The following is a 21,069-nucleotide window of genomic DNA, read 5'->3' as shown; positions in this document are numbered from 1 at the left end:
CGACCCTACGCCGCTGTGGGCGTACTCAGAGCGGTAGCGGGCCGTGCGGAGCGTCAGCGGCGTGCGGCGTCCCGCAGCGCGTCGCGTGCCTGCGCGTACGAGCCGAGCACGATCCGTACCGGTGCCAGCACGTACTCGTCGCCCACCTGGGCGACCCGTGCCGTCAGCCGCTGTTCGGCGCGGGCCCGGACCCGCCGGGCGGCCCAGCGCACCACCGGACGGGTCAGCGCCGCCACCAGCAGGCCGGCCAGCAGGCCGCCGAGCAGCAGCACTGTCGGCAGCGGCACCTGACCGAGCATCGGGTTGTCCAGCGCGGGCAGGCCGAGCGCCCGCAGCGCGTAGCCGAGCACCAGCCAGCCCAGCCCGACCACGGCGGCGAGGGTGACCAACCACTGCGCACCGCCGACGATCCGCCACCACAGCGGTCGACGGTCGAGGCCGAGGTCGGTGCCGGCGATCGTGCGGTCCAGGGCGTCCGGCAGGTCGCCGAGGCGGGACCGGGCGGCGGAGGTCACCGCGCCGGGCCAGGCGGCGGGCAGGTCGGCGGCGGCCCGGTCGGCCACCGCGCGGATGGCGAGGCCGAGCGCCGAGCGCTGGGCGGCCGTCGGGTCCGGTACCGAGGTGGCCGCGACCAGGCTCTCCGCCGGGTCGGCCTGGTCACCGGTCGGGCCGGGCAGGTGCAGCCGACGCAGCGGGTCGGGTCGCAACCGCCGCCACCCTCGGACCACGGGCCAGCCGGTGGCCGCGCCGGCCCGGTGCCGGTACGCCCGCTCCACGGCCTCGGTCACCGCGGGCACCCCGGCCGCCCCGGCCAACGCCCGGTTCAGCCCGTTGATGGCGGTGTCGTCCGGGCCCCCGGCCGGCCGGGCCGAGCCGACCAGCTCGTCCAGACCGGCGACGACCGTGTCGACGTCACCCGCGAGCCGGCGTAACGCGGCCTGCCGCTCGGCGACCGTGCGCTCCAGGGCGCTGCGCAGCCCGACCATCCCGGCCGGATCGACGGCGGTGGTGGCCAGCAGGGGCACACCGGTCAGCCCGTCCGTGTCGAGCAACCGACGCAGGTCGTCCATGACCCGGGGCACCTCGGCCGGCGGCAGCCGGTCGGCCTGGTTGAGCACGACAAGTGTGACGTCGCGGTGCCTGTGGAACTCGCGCAGGTAGCTGTCGTGGATGACCCGGTCGGCGTACTTCTGCGGGTCGACCACCCAGACCACCTGGTCGACGAGGCCGAGGAGGCGGTCCACCTCAAGTCGGTGAGATCGCTGCACCGAGTCGAAGTCGGGCAGATCGAGCAGGATCAGCCCGTGCAGGGCCGTCTCGTCGTCCGCGTCCAGGGCGCTCTCCCGGACGAAGCGGTGTCGGGGCAGTACGCCGATCCAGTCGAGCAGATGGTTGGCGCCCTCCAACGGCCCCCACACGCAGGCGTGGGTGACGCCGGTGGTCGGCCGGCGGACCCCGACCGGCGAGAGTTCCAGCTGGGCCAACGCGTTGAAGAGGCTGGACTTTCCGCTGCCCGTGGCGCCGGCCAGGGCGACCACCGTGTGGTCCCGGGACAGCGCGAGCCGGGTGCCGGCCCGCTCGACAAGTGTGTGCGCGGGCACCAGGTCGGCGTCCGGCAGCAGACCGTCCACGGCGGTCAGGAACCGGCGTACCGCGTCGAGCCGGGCGATCAGCGCGTCGGCGTCGACCCGCTGGTCCCCGCGGAACACCTCGCGTACCCGGCCGGCGATGTTGCTCACCGGTGACCCTCCTCGTCGCCGGCGGACAGCCCGCTGCGATGCCGGGCCAGCTCGACCCGGCCGGCGGCCCGGCGCAGCCCGTCGCCGGCGTCCGTGGCGGGGCGCGCGTCGGCGGTGCGGCTCAGGAAGCGGTCGGCCTCCGCGTCGAGCAGCGTCCGCACCCGGTCCAGCAGGTCGGCGCGGGCCTTGGCGGCGAGGGTACGCACCGCCTGGTCACCGAAGATCGCCTGGAGGACGGCCTGCGCGGCGACAGTGGTGCCGGCCCCGGTGGCCAACTCCAGCCCGGTCGGGATGAACGCGGTGGAGGCGAAGACGGCGATCATCACGGCCAGCCCTGTGGCGTTCACCGCGTACGCGGCGGTGCGGGCCACGAACCGCTTGTCCCCGCCCTCGACCCGAACCAGTTCCAGCACTCCGCGCTGCCAGTCCCGGACCATGCGCTCGGCGCGCTCGGGCAGGTCGTCGCTCGGGTGGGCGAGCGCCGGATCGAGCAGCCCGGTGCCCGCCGGGTGCGCCTTCCACCCGGTGTACGCGGATTCGGCGGCCTCCGAGGCCACCCCGCGCAGCAGTGTCACCAGCTGGGACTCGATGGCGTTGCGCAACTCGACGGCGGGTGCCGGCCGGCCGGTGACGGCGGCCACGACCCGGTCCCGTAGGCGGCCGATCCGTGCCTCCAGCGTGCGGAACAGCTCGCCGGTGCCGACGAACTCCTGCCAGCGGGCGAGCACCTCACCTCGGAGCAGGCGGCCGTCCTGAAGCCCCTGCTCGACGGTGCGTTCGGCCCCCCGGTACGCGGCCAGGACCCGTTCGTCCAGCCCGTCGGCGGCGGCGAGCTGCTCGTCGGCGGCGTCGGCCAGATCCTCCACGGCGGGGTGTAGTGCGGCCAGCGCCCCGTCGAGGGTCTGGCGGACCACCGCCGCCCGCGCGTCCACGTCGGCGGCCAACCGGGCGAACCAGTCGGCCAGCGGCGCGGTGACTCCCTCGGGTAGCAGCCCCTGGCCGTCGACCCAGGTTTCGGGCAACACGAACAGCGGCGCCCGGCCGAGATCCTGCTCGGCGAGCATCTCGGTCAGGTGCGCGGCGATCTCGTCGATGGCCTCGGCGGGCACCCGGTCCAGCACCATGGCGATCACCGCGCCTCGCGCGCGGGCACTGCGCAGCAGCTCCCAGGGCACCGCGTCGGCGTACCGGGCGGCGGTGGTGACGAAGAGCCACAGATCGGCGGCGGCCAGCAGTTGGGTGGCGAGCGCCCGGTTGGCGTCGACGACCGAGTCGATGTCGGGCGCGTCGAGGAAGGCCAGCCCGGCGGGCAGGGCCGGTGCGGTGACGAGGTGCAGGGCGCGCGGATCGTCGCTCGGCTCGGTGGTGCGGGTCAGCCCGGGCAGGAGGTCACCCTGCCGGAACCAGGCCGCGTCGGACGGGTTGCACACCAGCACCGGGGAGCGGGTGGTCGGCCGGAGCACGCCGGCGGCGCTGACCCGTGCCTTGACCAGGCTGTTGACCAGGGTCGACTTGCCCGCGCCGGTGGAGCCGCCGACCACCACGAGCAGTGGGGCGTCGAGTCGGGCGAGTCGGGGCAGCAGGTAGTCGTCGAGCTGGTCGGTGAGGGCAGTCGCGGTCTGCCGGGCGGAGCTGGCAGAGGGCAGCGCGAGGGGATACCGGGTCGCGCCGATCGCCTCCCGGAGGCCCGACAGTGCGCCGGGGAGGCCGTCGTCCCCGGTGGTGGCGGGCGGCTCCTCCGCGGCGTCCGGCGGGTCGGTGCGGGCTGCGACGGCGGGCGCACCGGAACGGGTGGCGGGATCGCCGTGCGTCGTCACCGCTAAAGCGTGCCCGACCGATGCAAGGGAAGACAACCGGACGGTAATAACGGGTGGGTTGCGTCGGGGTGACTCAAGTCAACTTGACGATTGGCCAACGCGTGGCACTATTGAGTCAAGTTCACTCAACTTGTGGTGGGGCCCGCTGCGGGCGGTGCTCGCCAGCAGCCCACGGGCGACGCCCGTCACCTGCACAACCTTACGAAGCGAGGAAGCGAAGATGGCACGTGCGGTCGGTATCGACCTCGGCACGACGAACTCCTGCGTCAGCGTTCTCGAGGGCGGTGAGCCCACCGTCATCGCCAACGCTGAGGGGTCGCGGACGACTCCGTCGATCGTCGCGTTCGCCCGCAACGGCGAGGTGCTCGTCGGCGAGGTCGCCAAGCGTCAAGCGGTGACCAACCCGGACCGGACGATCCGGTCGGTCAAGCGCGAGGTCGGCACGAACTGGTCCGTCGACATCGACGGCAAGAAGTACACCCCGCAGGAGATCTCGGCCCGGACGCTGATGAAGCTCAAGCGGGACGCTGAGGCGTACCTGGGCGAGCAGATCACCGACGCGGTGATCACCGTCCCGGCCTACTTCAACGACAGCCAGCGCCAGGCCACCAAGGAGGCCGGTGAGATCGCCGGCTTCAACGTGCTGCGGATCGTCAACGAGCCGACCGCGGCCGCCCTGGCGTACGGGCTGGACAAGGGCTCCAAGGAGCAGACCGTCCTGGTCTTCGACCTCGGCGGCGGCACCTTCGACGTGTCGCTGCTGGAGTTGGCCGAGGGCGTCGTCGAGGTCAAGTCGACGAGCGGTGACAACCAGCTCGGTGGCGACGACTGGGACCAGCGGATCATCGACCACCTGGTCAAGACGTTCCGCGGTGAGCACGGCATCGACCTGTCTCAGGACAAGATGGCCCTCCAGCGGCTCCGCGAGGCAGCCGAGAAGGCCAAGATCGAGCTGTCCGCCGCCACCACCACCAACATCAACCTGCCGTACATCACCGCCGGCGCGGCCGGCCCGCTGCACCTCGACGTGACGCTCAGCCGCGCCGAGTTCCAGCGGATGACGCAGGACCTGCTGGACCGTTGCAAGGGCCCGTTCGAGCAGGCCGTGAAGGACGCCGGGATCAAGATCTCCGACGTCGAGCACGTCATCCTGGTCGGCGGTTCGACCCGGATGCCCGCCGTGACGGACCTGGTCAAGCAGCTCACCGGTCGTGACCCCAACAAGGGCGTCAACCCGGACGAGGTGGTCGCCGTCGGCGCCGCCCTCCAGGCCGGTGTGCTCAAGGGTGAGGTCAAGGACGTTCTGCTGCTCGACGTGACCCCGCTCAGCCTGGGCATCGAGACCAAGGGCGGCATCTTCACCAAGCTGATCGAGCGCAACACCACCATCCCGACCAAGCGTTCCGAGGTCTTCACCACGGCGGACGACAACCAGCCGTCGGTGCTGATCCAGGTGTTCCAGGGTGAGCGGGAGATCGCGGCCTACAACAAGAAGCTCGGCACCTTCGAGCTGACCGGCCTCCCGCCGGCGCCGCGCGGCGTGCCGCAGATCGAGGTCGCCTTCGACATCGACGCCAACGGCATCGTCAACGTGCACGCCAAGGACCTGGGCACCGGCAAGGAACAGAAGATGACGATCACCGGTGGCTCCTCGCTGCCGAAGGACGACATCGAGCGGATGCGCCGGGACGCCGAGGAGCACGCGGAGGAGGACAAGCGCCGCCGCGACGACGCCGAGACCCGCAACGTGGCCGAGGCGCTCCAGTGGCAGACCGAGAAGTTCCTCGCCGAGAGCGGCGACAAGCTGCCCAGCGAGAACCGCGAGCAGCTCAACGAGGCGCTCGGCGAGCTGCGTGGCGCCCTCGGCGGTCAGGACATCGAGAAGATCAAGTCTGCGCACGAGAAGCTGGCGCAGGTCTCCCAGCAGGCCGGCTCGCTGCTCTACTCGCAGCAGGCCGAGCAGGGTCAGCAGCCGGGTGGCGAGTCCGGCCCGGGTGCGACCGGCGCGACCGGTGCGACCGGCCCGCAGGCCGGCGGCGCCGACGACGTGGTCGACGCGGAAATCGTGGACGAGGACGGCAAGAAGTGACCGTCGGCCTCCGACACCTGTCCACCGCGAAGGGGATGAGGTAGCCGTATGACGCAGAAGCCACGAGCCGCCGACCCGGACGACACCGGGTCGACGCCGGGTGGCTCCGCGACCACGGAGCCGACCGGCGACGGGGAACGGGTCGTCATCCGCAACAACCGCAAGCTCGTCGACACCGCCGAGCCGGAGGGGACCGCCGCCGACGCGGAGACCGGTGTGCCGGCCGAGGGTCTGGTCGAGGACGCCGAGGTCGTGGTCGACGAGATCGAGGTCGAGGTCAACTCCACCGACGGGCCGGAGCCGTCCGGTCCGCCGGTGGTGGACGCCCCGGCGCAGCCGGTGGACGGCGGCGGCACGGGCACCTCGCTCGGCGCCGAGCTGGAGGCGCTCCGGGCCGAGCTCGACGAGCGGACCAGGGACCTGCAACGGGTGTCTGCGGAGTACGCCAACTACCGCAAGCGGGTCGACCGTGACCGCAGCCTCGTGCAGGAGCAGGCGACCGGCTCGGTGCTGGCCGCGCTGCTGCCGATCCTGGACGACCTGGACCGGGCCCGGGAGCATGGCGACCTGGTCGGGCCGTTCGGCACGGTGGCGGAACAGCTCACCACCGCGCTGGGCAAGTTCGGCCTGAACGCCTTCGGCGAGCAGGGCGACCCGTTCGACCCGACCCGGCACGAGGCGGTCGCGCACCAGACCTCGGCCGACGTCAGCGAGCCGACCTGCGTGCAGGTCATGCGACGCGGCTACCAGCTCGGTGAGCGGCTGCTGCGCCCCGCGCTGGTAGCGGTCGCGGATCCGGAATAGTGCCAGACAGTGACCGGGTCGTCCCGCCCACCGCGCAGCAGCGGTGGGCGGGACGGCCGGGCCACCAGGGTCGGAAGGAGGTGGACCGGTGAGTTCGAAGGACTGGATCGAGAAGGACTTCTACGCCGTGCTCGGCGTGGACAAGGCCGCCTCCGCGGATGACGTCAAGAAGGCGTACCGCAAGGTGGCCCGGGAATCGCACCCGGACCACAACCCGGGCGACCCGAAGGCCGAGGAGCGGTTCAAGGCCGCGTCCGAGGCGTACAACGTGCTGTCGGACAGCGGCCGCCGTCGCGAGTACGACGAGATGCGTTCCCTCTTCGGCTCGGGCGCGTTCCGGCGTAACGCCCGGGGTGGAGGTCAGCCGGGCGGCGTGCCGTTCGACGTCTCCGACATGTTCGGCGGCGCCGGAGGTGGCGATCGTCGCTTCGGAGGCGCCGGCTTCCAGGACCTGTTCAGCTCGATCTTCAGCGGTGGTCAGGCCGGTGGGCAGGCCGCGCCGCGCGGCCCGGCCCGTGGCCGGGACGTGGAGACCGAGGTGGCGCTGGACTTCGGCGACGCGGTGCGCGGGGTGACGCTGCCCCTGACCCTGCGCGCGCCGGGAGTCTGTGACACCTGCCACGGCAACGGGGCCAAGCCCGGCACCCAGCCGCGTACCTGCCCGGTCTGTCATGGTGCCGGCGTGACCACCCGCGACCAGGGGTCGTTCAGTTTCTCCGAGCCGTGCCGCAACTGCCAGGGCGTCGGCACAGTGGTCGAGGAGAAGTGCCCGGAGTGCCACGGCAGCGGCGGTGTCACAAAGACCCGCACGATGAACGTGCGCTTCCCGGCCGGGGTGGCCGACGGTCAACGCATCCGGCTGGCCGGGCGCGGCGAGCCGGGCGAGCGCGGTGGCCCGGCTGGTGACCTGTTCGTGCAGGTCAAGGTTCGGCCGGACGAGCTGTTTGGGCGTACCGGAGACGACCTGACGCTCTCCGTGCCGGTCACCTTCGCGGAGGCCGTGCTCGGCACGGACCTGCGGGTGCCCACGCTCGACGGCGCGGTGACCCTGCGCGTTCCGCCGGGGACGCCGAGCGGGCGGGTCCTGCGGGCCCGCGGCAAGGGTGTGGTCCGCCGTGACGGGCAGGCCGGTGACCTGCTGGTCACACTGGACGTGGTGGTGCCGGCCCGGTTGTCGGACGAGGCGCGCACGGCGCTGGAGTCGTTCGCCGAGCAGACCCCGCCGGCGGCCCGGGAACATCTCGACGCACGGGTGCGTCGAGTCAGTTAGTCCGGTGGAATGGACGCGGAGGTGAGCGGGATGTCGGGCGAGTTCCTCGGTTCGGGCGACCCTGCCTACGAGGCCAAGGTGCTGATGATCTCGGTAGCGGCACGGATGGCGGGGATGCACCCACAGACCCTGCGTCAGTACGACCGACTGGGGCTGGTGCAGCCCGGCCGAGCCGCTGGTGGCGGGCGTCGCTACAGCGTCCGCGACGTGGTGCTGCTGCGCGAGGTGCAGCGGCTCAGCCAGGACGACGGGATCAACCTGGCCGGCGTCAAGCGGATCATCGGGCTGGAGCGGTTGCTGGATCAGGCGCAGCAGCGGGTCGCCCGGCTGGAGGCGGAGCTGGACGCCGCGTACCGCCGGGTGGCTGAACTGGAGTCGCTGGCCCGCTTCCCGGGCCGGGATCTGGTGCCGACAAACCGTACGTCCACCGCCCTGGTGGTGTGGCGCCCCCGCCGCACACCCGATCGCTGACCTGCCCCTCACCCGCATCTGTCTTCTCGGCCCGGACCGCGCTGGATTCCCCGGCGCGGTCCGGGCCGCTTCGGTTAGCCTGTCGATAAGGGTCCAATCGGCTTAATACGGACCTACCGGCATGGCGAGGGGGAGCGATGGCGGAGCCGGCGAAGAAGATGGCCCAGCAGACGGAGGACCGGTTGGAGAACCTGGCCGAAACCGTCCGCGAGAAGTTCGACAAGGTGACCGAGGGGACCTACCGGGACCGGATCATCGCCGGTCGGTTCGCCGAGGACGGCGACAACGCCGGCGAACGGGACCACGCGGGTGACCGGGGCCGAGGCGAGACGGAACACAAGCAGGACTGACCGGTGACCGACGTGCGGGCCGGGACCCACGGGGGGTCCCGGCCCGTTCGCCGCAGCGGGGGTCGCGGCCCGTTCGCTGTCGGAGGTGCGGGCCGGACGCTGGGACGCCGCCCTCGGCTCGGGGTGGGTGTCCGGCCGAAGGTAGGTCCTTTCGAGCTGAATCGTTTACGACATCACGCCAGAGCTCTGCCCCGACCCAACTCGACCGGCCGCGACCTCGACCGGCCGCGACTGACCGCCCGATCCGGGCTGACCGATCCTGGGCGGGCCGGGCGTGAATCGTTCGCGACATCAGCTCCAAAGGGCCGCAAACAGCAACAGCACCCAGCCAACGCCGGCGAGGGAGCCGCCTGGCCGTTTCAGCCGAGGCGGCGGTTTTCGCGCACCAGGCCGCCTTCGCACCAGTCCCGGTAGACGAAGAGATCCGGTCGGGCCAACAGCACGCGGCCGTTGTGCGCCCAGATCTTCATCAACTCGTCGCCGTCCCGCTCGGCCTGTTCGACGAGTTTGCGGAAGCGGCGCTTGGGGTGGGCGCGGAAGTTCGTCCGGATGCCGTCGGCCGCGTAGATGTAGAGGCAGTGCAGCGCGAAACGTCGGGCCGGGCAGGTCGGATCCATGGCCAACTCGAAGAGCGTCAACACCAGTCGGTCACCGGAGACCAGCAGGTCCCAGTCGGGTGGCATCGAGGCCAACGGCACCGAATCGGGCTTGTACGCCCACGCTCGCAACTCCGCCGGAGTCGGATCGACGGGGTTGGCGAAGCCGTGGAAAGTCGACTCCTGCACGCTCACCGGCCAACCTTCCGCTCTCGCCCGCGTCTGGCAACGCTGCCTGCGGACCGTGGCTGCTGGGGCGAAACGGTAACCCGCCCACGGTTGCTGCGGTAGTCCCCGCGGGGAGCAATTCCGCAACCGTTGGCATGGGTGGGTCCACTACATCGACAGCGCGGCCGATGATGCTCCTGTGACAATCCATGTTCGACGGTTCCAGCGGGGTGCCGAGGCCCAGTTCGTCATGGGGCTGGAGTGGCTTTTCGCCCCGCCCGGTCGCCGTCCCGTGGATTGGGACCGCGACCGGGCAGTCGAGCGGACCGCGCAATTGCTGGCCCACGAAGACGATCGAGGATCTCCGCTTCTACCTTCGCGAGGGTGCGACCCACGCAGCCGCAGCGTTCAGGTGGAGCTCAGTGCAATGAGTCGACGACCGGGGTCGACTCCCGCCGCTGGGCCGCCGCGCGGGTGCGCAGCCACCGCTTGAACCACGGGAAGTCCGGCAGCCGGGCCAGGATCGGCCCGGTCACCACGGTGATCAGGACGTACGTCGCGGCCAGCGCCGCCAACCGCGGCTCGACGCTCCCGGCGGCCACCGCGAGCCCGGCGATGACGATGGAGAACTCACCTCGGGGCACGAGTGCCAGGCCGGCCCGCCATCGACCGGGTTCCGCGATGCCGACCCGGCGGGCGGCGAGGTAGCCGGTGAGCGTCTTCGTCGCCATGGTGACCACGGCCAGGGCGAGTGCCGGCAGCAGCACCGGCGGAATGTCCTGCGGGTCGGTGACCAGGCCGAAGAAGACGAAGAACACCGCGGCGAACAGGTCCCGCAGGGGCGAGAGCAACTCGGTGGCGTGGTGCGCCACCGGGCCGGAGAGGGCGATGCCGACCAGGAACGCGCCGACCGCCGCCGACACCTGGAGCGACGCGGCGAGGCCCGCGATCAGCAACGTCAGACCGAGTACGCCGAGCAGCAGCGCCTCCGGGTCCTTCGCGGACAGGGCGGACGAGATCAGGTGGCCGTACCGGATGGCGACCACCAGCACGATCAGCACCGTGCCCACCGCGACGGTGAGCGCGATCCCGCCGCCGAGCAGGCCGGTGCCGGCCAGTACGGCGGTGACGAGCGGCAGGTAGAGGGCCATCGCCAGGTCCTCGATGACCAGCACCGAGAGGATCACCGGGGTTTCCCGGTTACCGAGCCGGCCCAGGTCGGCGAGGACCTTGGCGATCACCCCGGAGGAGGAGACCCAGGTGATGCCGCCGAGTACCAGGGCGGCGACCCAGTCCCAACCGAGCAGCAGGGCAAACCCCGCGCCGGGGAGCGCGTTGAGGACGCCGTCGATCAGCCCTGCCGGTGCCGCCGAGCGCAGGTTGCCGACGAGCTCGTTGGCCGAGTACTCCAGGCCGAGCATCACCAGCAGGAGGATCACGCCGATCTCGGCGCCGACTGCGAAGAACTCCTCGCTGGCGTCCAGCGGCAGCAGCCCGCCGTGCCCGAACGCGAGCCCGGCGAGCAGGTAGAGGGGAATGGGCGAGAGGCCGAAGCGTCGGCTGAGCCGGCTGAGGAGCCCGAGCAACAGCAGCAGCGCACCGACTTCGATGAGCAGCGTGGTGAAATCGTGCATCCGCCTCAGCCGTCCGGGTCACTGTCGGCGAGGATGGCGGACACGCCGTCGAGACCCCTACGGGTCCCGACAACGACCACCACATCGCCGGCCGCGAAGCGGAAGGAGGGGAGTGGCGAAACGATCACTTCGCCTTCACGCAGCACTGCCACGATGGAGGCGCTGGTGCGGGTACGCGCCTTGGTGTCGCCGAGCTTCCGGTTGACGTACGGGGACCCGGCCGTGATGGCGATCTGCTCGGTGAGCAGACCGGCGGCCTGCTCGCGGAGCCCCGAGAGCTGGCCGAGCATCAGCGACGCGCCGAGGATGTCGGCCAGAGCCTCGGCCTCGTCGTCGGTCAGCGGAATGTCCGACTGGCAGGCGTCGGGGTCGTCGGGGTCGTAGAGCACGAGATCACGGCGGCCATTGCGGTGGGAGACGACGCCCAGGCGGCGTCCGGACTCCGTCACCAGATCGTGACGTACCCCGATCCCGGGTAAGGCGGTCTGCTCGACTCGTACTCGCACCCGGGCAAGACTACTGCTTCGGAGACACAGATGATCGGACGGACATCAGGTCGGGCGGTGCTGCTGCTCGTACCCCTGTTGGCTGGATGTTCGATCGGCGACGTCCGCCGGAAGCCGCCGACCCCGTCGTCCCGAGCGGCCGTCACCACGCCGTCTCCGTCGGCCGCCGTCGCAGAGGTACGCCGCGTCCGGGTCGCCGTTCCACAGCGGTACGACCCTCCGTACGTCGAGTTCGTCGACGCCGAACACGGCTATGCCCTCTTCGCCAACTGCGGCGAGCCGCCGCCCGGCGACGACTGTCCGGCGCGACTGTTCGCCACCGACGACGGCGGACGGTCCTGGCGGGAGTTGCGACATCCCCACCCGGCGGCAGAGAACCACCAGCTCTACGCCGCGCCGGGGGTTCTGACGTTGTTGAGTGAGCCGCACGGTTGGTGGACCTCGACCGACGGTGGCGCCTCGTTCACGCACAGCCTGGACGGGCCGCCGCCGCAGTGGGTCGGCGCGCAGAGTCGATTCCAGTTGATCGAGGGCAGTGGTCAGGTCGGCGAGTGGGACGGCCAGCGGCTGCGCCCGCTGGCCGCGCAGCCGCGCGTACCCGGATTGAGCACTGTCGACGCGGGCGACGGCCTGCTGGTGGTCGCGGCTGGATCGGAGGACGGGAAGTCGTATGCGGCGGTCTCGTTCGACCGAGGGCGGAGCTGGCAGCAGACCCCGGTGCCGGCTCCCAACGGGCACGTCGGTGTGCTGCGGGCCGTGGTCGAGCGGGACGGGACGGCGTGGCTGGTCGGGGAGCGACCAGACCGCAGGTCCTTTCCGGCGCTGTGGCGACTGCGCCGAGGGTGGGATCCGATCCGCGCCGAGGGGCATCCGCCCCATATCCAATCGGTCGCGCCGATCGGTGGCGGGCTGCTCGCGGTGACCAGCTCGGCGGGAACGGGCACGGCCACGGTCGGGGACGGTCGTTACACCGAGCTGCCCTGGCCGATCGGCCCCGACCGCAGCCTGTCCGTGCTGACCGACGGCACGATCGTGGCCGCCGGCGGGGACGGTGACATCCTGCTCGGCGTCGGCTGGGTGGCCGACCGCCACTGGACGAAGATCATCCTCGACATCTCCTGACGCCCCCACCGACGATCCGGTTACTTGATCTACTTCTCGGCCACGTACGTGCCTTTGCCTTGGTGGCCCTCGATCAAGCCCTCGGCCTGCAGGATCAACCGCGCCGGGCGCTGCGCGCCGGGAGTCGGGGCTGGACGCGCCGGTGCCCGCCCCGGCAGTGCGGGTGCGGGCACCTGGGCACGCCGAGGTCAGCGGAGGCTGGCGAAGAACTCGCGGATGTCGGCGACCAGCACGTCGGTGGCCTGGTGGGCCGCGTAGTGGCCGCCGACGTCGCCACGGCCTTCGACGTCCGTCTCGTACGCCGTCCACCGGACGATGTTCGCGTGGTCCCGCTCGGCGAAGCGGCGGATGGACTGGAAGTCGCCGGGGAACATGGCCAGCGCGGTCGGAGCGGTGGTCGGCTCGGTCGGCGGTTCGCCGGCGTGCGCGTCCTCCCAGTAGAACCGGATCGCCGAGGCGGCCGTGCCGGTGAACCAGTAGAGCGCCACGTTGGCCAGGATGAAATCGAGGTCCAGGCTCTCGTCGAAGAGTTGGGCGTTCCAGGCGAGCAGCCCCACCGGCGAGTCGGCCAGCGCGAACGCCAGGGTCTGCGGTTGCTGACTGTGCACCTGGTTGAAGGAGAACTTGTTCTCGTAGAACCACTGGAGGTGCCCGAGCGCCGCCTGGTCGGCCTCGGAGAGCCCGGCGAACTCGGCGGGGTCGCCCGAGGGGAACGAGAAGAGCTGGGTGACGTGTACGCCGACCACCCGCTCCGGAGCGATCCGGCCCAGCTCTGGCGCGATCATCGAGCCGGCGTCGTTGCCGACAGCGCCGTAGCTGTCGTACCCCAGGCGGTTCATCAGCTCGGCCCAGGCGCGGGCGGTGCGGAACCGGTTCCAGCCGGCGCTGCGGGTCGGGCCGGAGAACCCGAAGCCGGGCAGCGACGGGATGACCACGTGGAAGGCCGGCGCGTCCGGGTCGGTCGGCTCGGTGAGCGGGGTGATCACGTCGAGGTATTCCAGCATCGAACCGGGCCAGCCGTGGGTGAGCACCAGCGCGGTGGCGTCCGGCCGGGACGACCGGACGTGCAGGAAGTGGATCCGCTCGCCGTCGATCTCGGTGACGAACTGCGGGTGGGCGTTCAGGCGGGCCTCGACGGCGCGCCAGTCGAACTCGCCCCGCCACCGGTCGACGAGGGCGCGAACCCGGTCGGTGCCCATCCCGTACGAGTCGCCGGTGCCGGGCAGGTCGGCGGGCCAGACGGTGCGGCCCAGTCGGTCGGCCAGGTCGTCGAGGGCGGTCTGCGGGATCTCGACGCGGAACGGGCGGATCGCGGTGTCGCTCATGCCGGAACTCCTTCGGAACGGAATGTTTCGTTCTGCAATCACCATAGCAGACCGGAACGATCCGTTCCACTGCTAGGCTGGGGGCATGTCAACGACTTCCGGCAAGACGCTTGGCGGTCGCCGCGCCCAGGCCGCCCGCAACGACGAGGTCATCCTCGAAGCCGCCCGCGCCGTCTTCCTCGACGACCCGAAGGCGCCGATCGCCGCCGTCGCCGAACGGGCGGGCGTGGGCATCAGCGCGCTCTATCGGCGGTACGCGGGCAAGGAGGACCTGCTGCGCCAGCTCTGCCACGACGGGTTGCGCCGGTACGTCGCGGAGGCCGAGGCCGCCCTCACCGAGCCGGACGACTGGGCCGCGTTCACCGGCTTCCTGGCCCGGGTGGTCGACGCGGACGTGCACTCGCTCACCGTCCACCTGGCCGGCACCTTCACTCCGACCGAGGAGATGGGTCGGGACGCGAGGCGCGCCGGCGAGTTGGCCACCGCCCTGGTCGACAGGGCCCACGCCAGCGGGCGGCTGCGCTCCGACGCGGTCGTACACGATCTGGGTTTGTTGTTGGAGGCGTGCGCCGCGGTCCGCGTACCCGATCCAGAGCGGACCCGCCAACTGCGCCGCCGGCAGCTCGCGGTCCTGCTGGCCGGCCTGTCGTCGGTGCCGGACGCGGATCCTTTGCCCGGCCCGCCCCCGGCGGCCGGCGAGTTCGACTGGCGGTGGCGACGCCGGGAGTGATGGGCGTCACGCGCTAAGGTTGAGCGGAATACGCTCAACTCTGGTTGTGTCCAATCCAATGGACAACGCCGATCCGGGGGAGCCCATGAACACCGAAAGACTCACCACCAAGAGCCGCGAGACCATCACGGGCGCTGTCGCGCTGGCAAACCAGCGCGGTCACGCCACCGTGGAACCCTGGCACCTGCTCCTGTCACTCCTGGACACCGACGGCTCGACCGCCACCGGTCTGCTGCGCGCCGTCGGGGCCGACCCGACCGAGCTGCGCCAGGCCGCCCAGCGTGCTGTCGACAACCTGCCGGCCGCACGCGGTTCCAGCATCGCCGAGCCGACGTTGGCTCGGGAGTTCGTCAACGCCATTGGCGCCGCCGAGCAGATCGCCCGGCCGTTGGGCGACGAGTACACCTCCACCGAGCACCTGCTCGCCGGTCTGGCCCGGGTGGGCGGGGCGGTGTCCGGCTCGCTGAAGACCGTCGGTGCGACCGAGGAGGCCCTGGTCGCGGCCTTCCCGACAGTTCGTGGTGGGGACCGCCGGGTCACCACCGCCGACCCCGAGCAGACCTACCAGGCCCTGACCAAGTACGGCGTCGACCTCACCGCCAGCGCCCGGGACGGCAAGATCGACCCGGTCATCGGCCGGGACTCCGAGATCCGTCGGGTCATCCAGGTGCTCTCCCGGCGTACCAAGAACAACCCGGTGCTGATCGGCGAGCCCGGCGTCGGCAAGACCGCGATCGTCGAGGGCCTCGCCCAGCGGATCGTCACCGGCGACGTGCCCGAGTCACTGCGCGACAAGAAGCTGATTTCGCTGGACCTTGGCGCGATGGTCGCCGGCGCGCAGTACCGGGGCCAGTTCGAGGAGCGGCTGAAGTCCGTCCTGGAGGAGATCAAGAACTCCAACGGGCAGGTCATCACGTTCCTCGACGAACTGCACACAGTCGTCGGGGCCGGCAAGGGCGAGGGCTCGATGGACGCCGGCAACATGCTCAAGCCGATGCTGGCCCGCGGTGAGCTGCGAATGGTGGGCGCCACCACGCTGGACGAGTACCGCGAGCACATCGAGAAGGACCCGGCGCTGGAGCGTCGTTTCCAGCCGGTGCTGGTCGGCGAGCCGACCATCGAGGACACCATCGGCATCCTGCGTGGGCTCAAGGAGCGCTACGAGGTGCACCACGGCGTACGGATCACCGACGCCGCGCTGGTCGCCGCCGCGACCCTGTCCGACCGTTACATCACCGACCGGTTCCTGCCGGACAAGGCGATCGACCTGGTCGACGAGTCCGCGTCCCGCCTCCGGATGGAGATCGACTCCCGCCCGGTCGAGGTGGACGAGATCGAGCGGGCGGTCCGCCGGCTGGAGATCGAGGAGATGGCCCTGGCCAAGGAGCCGGACGCCGCCTCGGCCGAGCGGTTGGAGCGACTCCGTAAGGAGTTGGCCGACAAGCGCGAACAGCTCACAGTGCTCTCCGAGCGCTGGCAGACGGAGAAGAGTCACATCACCAAGCTCTCCACTGCCAAGGAGGAGTTGGAGCGCCTCGGCGGCGAGGCCGAGCGGGCCGAGCGGGACGGCGAGTTGGAGCGCGCCGCCGAGCTGCGCTACGGCCGGATCCCCGCCCTGAAGGTCGAGCTGAAGCAGGCCGCGGAGGAGTTGGCCCAGCTCCAGGCCGATGGCGCGATGCTCAAGGAGGAGGTCGGCGCGGACGACATCGCCGCGGTCGTCGCCGCCTGGACCGGCATCCCCGCAGGTCGACTGCTGGAGGGTGAGACGGCCAAGCTGCTGCGGATGGAGGAGTCGCTGGGCGGCCGCGTGGTCGGCCAGCCCGAAGCGGTCGGCGCGGTCTCCGACGCGGTACGCCGTGCCCGGGCCGGTATCGCCGACCCCGATCGCCCGACCGGCAGCTTCCTCTTCCTCGGCCCCACCGGCGTCGGCAAGACGGAGTTGGCCAAGGCCCTCGCCGAATTCCTCTTCGACGACGAGCGGGCCATGGTCCGAATCGACATGAGCGAGTACGGCGAGAAGCACTCGGTCGCTCGCCTGGTGGGTGCGCCGCCCGGCTACGTCGGCTACAACGAGGGTGGTCAGCTCACCGAGGCGGTGCGCCGACGGCCGTACTCGGTGGTGTTGCTGGACGAGGTGGAGAAGGCCCACCCGGACGTCTTCGACGTGCTGCTCCAGGTGCTCGACGACGGCCGGCTCACCGACGGCCAGGGTCGTACGGTGGACTTCCGCAACGCGATCCTGATCCTCACGTCCAACCTCGGGTCGTCGATGATCAGCGACCTGACGCTCGCCGACGAGCAGCGCCGGGAGGGCGTGCTGGCCGTGGTCCGGTCGCACTTCAAGCCGGAGTTCCTCAACCGGCTGGACGACATCGTGGTCTTTGCCTCGCTGCGCGGGGACGACCTGCGCTCCATCGTCGACATCCAGTTGGACCGGCTGCGAAACCGTCTTGCGGACCGTCGATTGGCACTGGACGTCACCGAGTCCGCCCGGGACTGGCTCGCCGAGCACGGCTACGACCCGATCTACGGCGCCCGCCCGCTCCGTCGCCTGGTCCAGACCGCAATCGGAGACCAGTTGGCGAAGGCCCTCCTGTCCGGCCAGATCCGCGACGGCGAAACGGTAAAGGTAGACCGAACCCCCAACATCAAAACCCTCTCGGTAACCTCCGCCTAAACCCGCCTCCTGCGTTGATCATGAAGTTATTGCCCGGGATCGTGGCGTGTCGGGACAATAACTTCATGATCAACGGGGTCGAAGTGGGGTGGGCGGGGAAAGAGTTGGGCATGTTCGGGATTGGGAAGAAGTGGGAGCGGGAACTTGGTGCGGCCGTCGACACATTGGTGGCGGCTGACACGCTCGCGTTCGGAGGAGTCGGCATCGCCGGGACTCTGCTGCCGGTGACGGAGGCGTACGAGCGGGTGTCGGCCGCTCTCGACGACCACCCCGAGGAGGTACGCCGCCAGCTTGACCGGGTGCTGGCCGACGGCACACCCGCCGGCAGGGCGTACGCGGCCACGCTGCTGGAGCGCGTCGACCCGGCGGCGGCCCGAGCGGCCTGGACGTCCCTGCGGGACGACCCGAGCGAGTTCACCACCTTCGTCGGCTGCGTGATGGACCGGGAAACCCTGGGCACCTACGCCAGTCGCCGGCTCGCCGCAGCCTGAGCCGTGCACACCGGGCGACGTCGCCGGTGCCATCGGTAGTTGAGCTGTCGGTCACGGTACGGGTCCCGAGGGTGCCGAAGGTTGTTACCGTCTGCGCCGACGAACCTGGGGAGGTAGTCGGGTGGACGTGCTGGTGATGTGCCTGGTGGCGGCGCTTGCCGTACTCGTGGTGGTCGTGGTCCTGATCGTCGCGCGGGCCCGCCGACGGGCGACGGCCGGGCCCGGCGGCCTGCCACCGACCGGACGGTCCGCGCGTGGTGGCGCGGCGGAGTCGCCGCGCGGCGGCCCGCTCCGCCTGACGCCGGGCGACCGCGTGCGGATCCGCGAGCGGGAGTACGCGGTGAGCGCCACGATCCGCCTGGTCGAGGGCGACTGGAGCTGGGTGCAGCACCTGCTCGACGACGACTCCGGCATTCGCCACCGGCTCTCCGTGGAGGACGGCCCCGAACTCGAGCTGGTGCTCTGGACCGCCGAACCGGGCGCCACCGTGACTCCCGGCGCCCCGACCATCGAACTCGGCGGCCGGCGCTACACCTGGGCCGAGACCGGGCAGGCGCGTTACACAGCCACCGGAGAGACCGACCTGCCGTCGACCGGCACCATGCGCTACCACGACTACCAGTCCGGGGGCGCCGCACGACTCTCCTTCGAGGCGTACGGCGAAGAGGGTTGGCGGGTCGCCCGCGGTGACCTGCTCGACCCCGCCGACCTGACGATCCGCCCCACGCCCGAGGCCCGCTGAGCCGGACCGGAAGGGGCGCGCCGGGCTCGTCACGGCATGCCGAACCGGCCGGTTGTCGATACGGTGTGGGCGCGATCTTAGGGAAGGAGAATCGTGGTCGATTCCCAGAGCACGCCGGCCCGTCAGCGGCCATCCATCGTGTCGATTTCCAGCTACCTGCTTTTCCTGTTCGTGGCACTTCAGGTGATCAGTCTGATCATCACGCTCAGCACCTTCGGTAAGACGCGAGACGCGCTTCGTGAGGCGTACGCGGGCAGCACCACCGACGGCGACCAGGTGGCCAGCGTCTTCGCCGTCATCGGCATCGGCGGGAGCGTCGTCCTGCTGCTGCTCGCGGTCGTGCTGGGCGTGCTGGCCCTGTTCAACAACCAGGGCCGCAACGGCGCCCGGATCACCACCTGGATCGTCGGCGGCATCATGGTCTGCTGTGTGGGCGGTGGCCTGCTCAGCAACGCGGCCGGCGGTTTCAACACCGGTGGCGGGAACACCGGCGACGGGCCGAGCACCGAGGAGATCCAGCGCCGGCTGGAGGAGGCCCTGCCCTCCTGGGTCACCCCGGTCAGCCTTGTGCTCGGCGTGCTCAGCCTGATCGCGCTGATCACGGCGCTGGTGCTGCTGGCGCTGCCGAAGGCGAACCCGTTCTTCCGCAAGCAGACCGCGGGCTGGGAGCCGCCGACGCCGGGTGCCAGCTACCCGGGCCACCCGCAGGCGCCGGGTCAGCCCGGCTACCCGCAGGCATCCGCTGAGCCGGGTTATCCGTCGAGTGGGGAGCCGAGCTACCCGCCGCCGCCCGCCGGGGACCGCCCGGACGACACACCGCCCACGGACCGGCCCGGGTCAACCCCGCCGTCGACGAGTTGACGGCTCGATAAGCACGACGCAGACGATCCCTCCGAGTAGGTTGCAACCCGACGCCTACCGGAGGGATTCGTCGTGTCGTACCCCCAATCGGCACCGGCCCGCCGGCCCGCCGCCGTCCTGTCGGCCGCGGCCGTGCTGTTGGTGATGGCGGTCGCCGCGCTCGCGTACGCAGTGGTCGACCTGGTGGTGCTGGGCGGAACTGTCGACGCGTTCCGCTCCGCCGCCCGCGACACCTCGGCGAGCGCGGAGCAGATCGACGACGTGGTGACTCTGCTCCGCGCCTCCGCGGTGCTGACGGCGGTGGTGGCGGCGCTCTCCGCGCTGCTGCTCGCCGGCCTGGCTCTCGGGCTGCTGACCGGTCGCAACGGCGTCCGGGTGGCGACCTGGGTGGTCAGCGGGCTCGGCCTGCTCGCTGGCTGTTGCAGCGTGGCGGTGGTCGTCGGTGAGCGGGCCGCGCCGCTGCAACTGGGCTCCGGCGAGGAGGCTCTCGCCGAGTTGCTGGGCCTGATCGGCGATGCGTACCCGTCCTGGTGGATCCCGCTCAACGCCGGGCTTTCCGTCGCACAGGGGCTCGGTTACCTTGTAGTAGCTACGCTGCTGGCGCTGCCGGCGGCGAACATCTGGTTCGGCCGTCACCGCTCGACGGCGCCAACCGCACCGCCCGGGTTCACGCCCGCCCCGCACCAGCCCCCGTCGGCGCCACCCGCGCCCCCGTACCCGCCCAGGTGAGGACCGCACCGTGACGCTCGACCCCACGACTGCCGAGCGCCGAGCCCTGATCACCGGGGCCACCGCCGGCATCGGCGCGGCGTTCACCCGGCGGCTGGCCGCCGACGGCTGGCACCTGGTGCTGGTTGCCCGCGACGCGGCGCGGCTGACCGAGCTGGCCACCGAGCTGGGTGCCGCGTTCGGCCGCGAGGTGGAGACGATCTCGGCGGATCTGTCCACCGACGACGGCTGTGCCACCGTGGAGCAGCGACTCGCCGATGGCAGCCCGGTGCATCTGCTGGTCAACAATGCGGGCATCAGCCTGAACAAACCGTTCCTGCGTTCCACGGCGGAGGACGAGGCGCGACTGTTGCGGCTCAACGTGCACGCAGTCATGCGGCTCACCCTGGCTGCACTACGACCGATGACTGAACGGCGAAATGGGGCAGTGATAAATGTCTCTTCGGTCGCCGGGTTCGGTACGGCGATGCCCGGATCGACGTACTCGGCCAGCAAGGCGTGGGTCACCAACTTCAGTGAGTCGGTCGGCCAGTCGGCGCGGCCGTTCGGCGTTCAGGTGATGGCGCTCTGCCCCGGTTACACCCGCACGGAATTCCACCAGCGGGCCGGCATCAACATGTCCAAGACGCCTGAGTGGCTGTGGCTGCGGGCCGAGGACGTGGTGGACGAAGCCCTGCGTGACCTGCGCAAAGGCAAGATGGTCAGCATCCCGGCGTGGAAGTACAAGGTGGTCGTCGCCGGCATGCGACACGCGCCGCGACGGCTGCTCCAGGCGGTCGCGCGGGACACCCGCGGCCGGATCGGTCGCGACGAGCGCTGAGCCTCGACCGGCCCGTCGACCCCGAGCGGGCGGTGGGACGGCGCTGGCGCGCCGTTGTCGGCCCAGTTGCTGAGCGTAGTCGAACATCGCCAGTCATTGGTTCCTCTCGGGGCTGATCAGGGTGGACC

Annotated in this window: 19 protein-coding genes; 13 read left to right on the top strand and 6 right to left on the bottom strand. The window is 71.2% G+C overall.

Features of this window, described 5'->3' with window-relative positions:
* Positions 1-53: 53 nt before the first annotated feature.
* Together KBX71_RS14485 and KBX71_RS14480 are read right to left on the bottom strand one after the other, a co-directional pair.
* Positions 54-1,739 carry a GTPase gene (locus tag KBX71_RS14485; protein WP_210818390.1) on the bottom strand — a complete coding sequence of 562 codons (1,686 nt, stop codon included), beginning with the start codon at positions 1,737-1,739 and terminating at the stop codon, positions 54-56.
* Positions 1,736-3,556, bottom strand: coding sequence for a GTPase domain-containing protein (locus KBX71_RS14480; RefSeq protein ID WP_210818389.1), 1,821 nt, complete (start codon positions 3,554-3,556; stop codon positions 1,736-1,738). Before KBX71_RS14480 ends, KBX71_RS14485 begins: the two co-directional genes overlap by 4 nt.
* Before the next feature lie 220 nt (positions 3,557-3,776).
* Between KBX71_RS14480 and dnaK the strand changes: the two genes are divergently transcribed.
* The 5 genes from dnaK to KBX71_RS14455 all read left to right on the top strand — a co-directional run bounded on the left by dnaK (position 3,777) and on the right by KBX71_RS14455 (position 8,540).
* On the top strand, positions 3,777-5,645 hold the full coding sequence (dnaK, locus tag KBX71_RS14475; RefSeq protein WP_210818388.1) for a molecular chaperone DnaK: 1,869 nt from the start codon (positions 3,777-3,779) through the stop codon (positions 5,643-5,645).
* A gap of 48 nt (positions 5,646-5,693) precedes the next feature.
* Positions 5,694-6,449 (top strand): nucleotide exchange factor GrpE, encoded by a 756-nt coding sequence (gene grpE / locus KBX71_RS14470; RefSeq protein ID WP_210818387.1) that lies wholly within the window; start codon positions 5,694-5,696, stop codon positions 6,447-6,449.
* An 88-nt stretch (positions 6,450-6,537) separates the two neighbouring features.
* Positions 6,538-7,719: a molecular chaperone DnaJ gene (dnaJ, locus tag KBX71_RS14465; protein WP_210818386.1), complete on the top strand. Its 1,182-nt coding sequence runs from the start codon at positions 6,538-6,540 to the stop codon at positions 7,717-7,719.
* 30 nt (positions 7,720-7,749) lie between these two features.
* The gene (locus tag KBX71_RS14460) at positions 7,750-8,190 is read left to right on the top strand and encodes a heat shock protein transcriptional repressor HspR (protein ID WP_124815960.1); all 441 of its coding nucleotides are present in this window, start codon (positions 7,750-7,752) and stop codon (positions 8,188-8,190) included.
* 137 nt (positions 8,191-8,327) lie between these two features.
* Positions 8,328-8,540: a hypothetical protein gene (locus tag KBX71_RS14455; protein ID WP_210818385.1), complete on the top strand. Its 213-nt coding sequence runs from the start codon at positions 8,328-8,330 to the stop codon at positions 8,538-8,540.
* A 359-nt stretch (positions 8,541-8,899) separates the two neighbouring features.
* Here the strand turns inward: KBX71_RS14455 and KBX71_RS14450 are convergent, their stop codons facing one another.
* The 3 genes from KBX71_RS14450 to KBX71_RS14440 form a co-directional block, all read right to left on the bottom strand.
* Complete coding sequence (locus KBX71_RS14450) at positions 8,900-9,331, bottom strand: hypothetical protein (protein ID WP_030332093.1); 432 nt, start codon at positions 9,329-9,331, stop codon at positions 8,900-8,902.
* A 392-nt stretch (positions 9,332-9,723) separates the two neighbouring features.
* Positions 9,724-10,938 (bottom strand): cation:proton antiporter, encoded by a 1,215-nt coding sequence (locus tag KBX71_RS14445; protein ID WP_210818384.1) that lies wholly within the window; start codon positions 10,936-10,938, stop codon positions 9,724-9,726.
* 5 nt (positions 10,939-10,943) lie between these two features.
* Positions 10,944-11,444, bottom strand: a complete 501-nt coding sequence (locus KBX71_RS14440) for a cation:proton antiporter regulatory subunit (protein WP_030332098.1) — start codon at positions 11,442-11,444, stop codon at positions 10,944-10,946.
* A gap of 30 nt (positions 11,445-11,474) precedes the next feature.
* Between KBX71_RS14440 and KBX71_RS14435 the strand changes: the two genes are divergently transcribed.
* Positions 11,475-12,566, top strand: a complete 1,092-nt coding sequence (locus tag KBX71_RS14435; protein ID WP_210818383.1) for a hypothetical protein — start codon at positions 11,475-11,477, stop codon at positions 12,564-12,566.
* Positions 12,567-12,754: 188 nt separating this feature from the next.
* Here KBX71_RS14435 and KBX71_RS14430 read toward each other — a convergent pair whose 3' ends face one another.
* The gene (locus tag KBX71_RS14430; protein WP_210818382.1) at positions 12,755-13,891 is read right to left on the bottom strand and encodes an epoxide hydrolase family protein; all 1,137 of its coding nucleotides are present in this window, start codon (positions 13,889-13,891) and stop codon (positions 12,755-12,757) included.
* A gap of 85 nt (positions 13,892-13,976) precedes the next feature.
* Here KBX71_RS14430 and KBX71_RS14425 point away from each other — a divergent pair, with 85 nt between their 5' ends.
* From KBX71_RS14425 to KBX71_RS14395, 7 genes are all read left to right on the top strand, one after another.
* A complete protein-coding gene (locus KBX71_RS14425; protein ID WP_210818381.1) occupies positions 13,977-14,621 on the top strand; it encodes a TetR/AcrR family transcriptional regulator in 645 nt (214 codons plus the stop codon).
* 85 nt (positions 14,622-14,706) lie between these two features.
* A complete protein-coding gene (gene clpB / locus KBX71_RS14420) occupies positions 14,707-17,298 on the top strand; it encodes an ATP-dependent chaperone ClpB (protein ID WP_210818380.1) in 2,592 nt (863 codons plus the stop codon).
* 110 nt (positions 17,299-17,408) lie between these two features.
* On the top strand, positions 17,409-17,789 hold the full coding sequence (locus KBX71_RS14415; protein WP_210818379.1) for a hypothetical protein: 381 nt from the start codon (positions 17,409-17,411) through the stop codon (positions 17,787-17,789).
* 121 nt (positions 17,790-17,910) lie between these two features.
* On the top strand, positions 17,911-18,531 hold the full coding sequence (locus KBX71_RS14410) for a DUF4178 domain-containing protein (RefSeq protein WP_374102600.1): 621 nt from the start codon (positions 17,911-17,913) through the stop codon (positions 18,529-18,531).
* Between the two features lie 93 nt (positions 18,532-18,624).
* Positions 18,625-19,392, top strand: coding sequence for a hypothetical protein (locus KBX71_RS14405; RefSeq protein WP_210818378.1), 768 nt, complete (start codon positions 18,625-18,627; stop codon positions 19,390-19,392).
* 72 nt (positions 19,393-19,464) lie between these two features.
* The gene (locus KBX71_RS14400) at positions 19,465-20,121 is read left to right on the top strand and encodes a hypothetical protein (RefSeq protein WP_210818377.1); all 657 of its coding nucleotides are present in this window, start codon (positions 19,465-19,467) and stop codon (positions 20,119-20,121) included.
* Between the two features lie 10 nt (positions 20,122-20,131).
* On the top strand, positions 20,132-20,941 hold the full coding sequence (locus tag KBX71_RS14395) for an SDR family oxidoreductase (protein WP_210818376.1): 810 nt from the start codon (positions 20,132-20,134) through the stop codon (positions 20,939-20,941).
* Positions 20,942-21,069 lie beyond the last annotated feature (128 nt).

It is taken from the genome of Micromonospora sp. D93, from assembly GCF_018070365.1.
Taxonomy (GTDB): domain Bacteria; phylum Actinomycetota; class Actinomycetes; order Mycobacteriales; family Micromonosporaceae; genus Micromonospora; species Micromonospora ureilytica.
Note: the sequence above shows the minus strand (reverse complement) of the source record. Positions and strands in the feature narration are given on the sequence as shown.

Coding starts and splice junctions, on each gene's coding strand:
- KBX71_RS14415 (WP_210818379.1), top strand. CDS start 17,409: ATGTTCGGGATTGGGAAGAAGTGGGAGCGGGAACTTGGTGCGGCCGTC.
- KBX71_RS14455 (WP_210818385.1), top strand. CDS start 8,328: ATGGCGGAGCCGGCGAAGAAGATGGCCCAGCAGACGGAGGACCGGTTG.
- dnaK (WP_210818388.1), top strand. CDS start 3,777: ATGGCACGTGCGGTCGGTATCGACCTCGGCACGACGAACTCCTGCGTC.
- KBX71_RS14430 (WP_210818382.1), bottom strand. CDS start 13,891: ATGAGCGACACCGCGATCCGCCCGTTCCGCGTCGAGATCCCGCAGACC.
- KBX71_RS14435 (WP_210818383.1), top strand. CDS start 11,475: ATGATCGGACGGACATCAGGTCGGGCGGTGCTGCTGCTCGTACCCCTG.
- grpE (WP_210818387.1), top strand. CDS start 5,694: ATGACGCAGAAGCCACGAGCCGCCGACCCGGACGACACCGGGTCGACG.
- KBX71_RS14460 (WP_124815960.1), top strand. CDS start 7,750: ATGTCGGGCGAGTTCCTCGGTTCGGGCGACCCTGCCTACGAGGCCAAG.
- clpB (WP_210818380.1), top strand. CDS start 14,707: ATGAACACCGAAAGACTCACCACCAAGAGCCGCGAGACCATCACGGGC.
- KBX71_RS14425 (WP_210818381.1), top strand. CDS start 13,977: ATGTCAACGACTTCCGGCAAGACGCTTGGCGGTCGCCGCGCCCAGGCC.
- KBX71_RS14445 (WP_210818384.1), bottom strand. CDS start 10,938: ATGCACGATTTCACCACGCTGCTCATCGAAGTCGGTGCGCTGCTGCTG.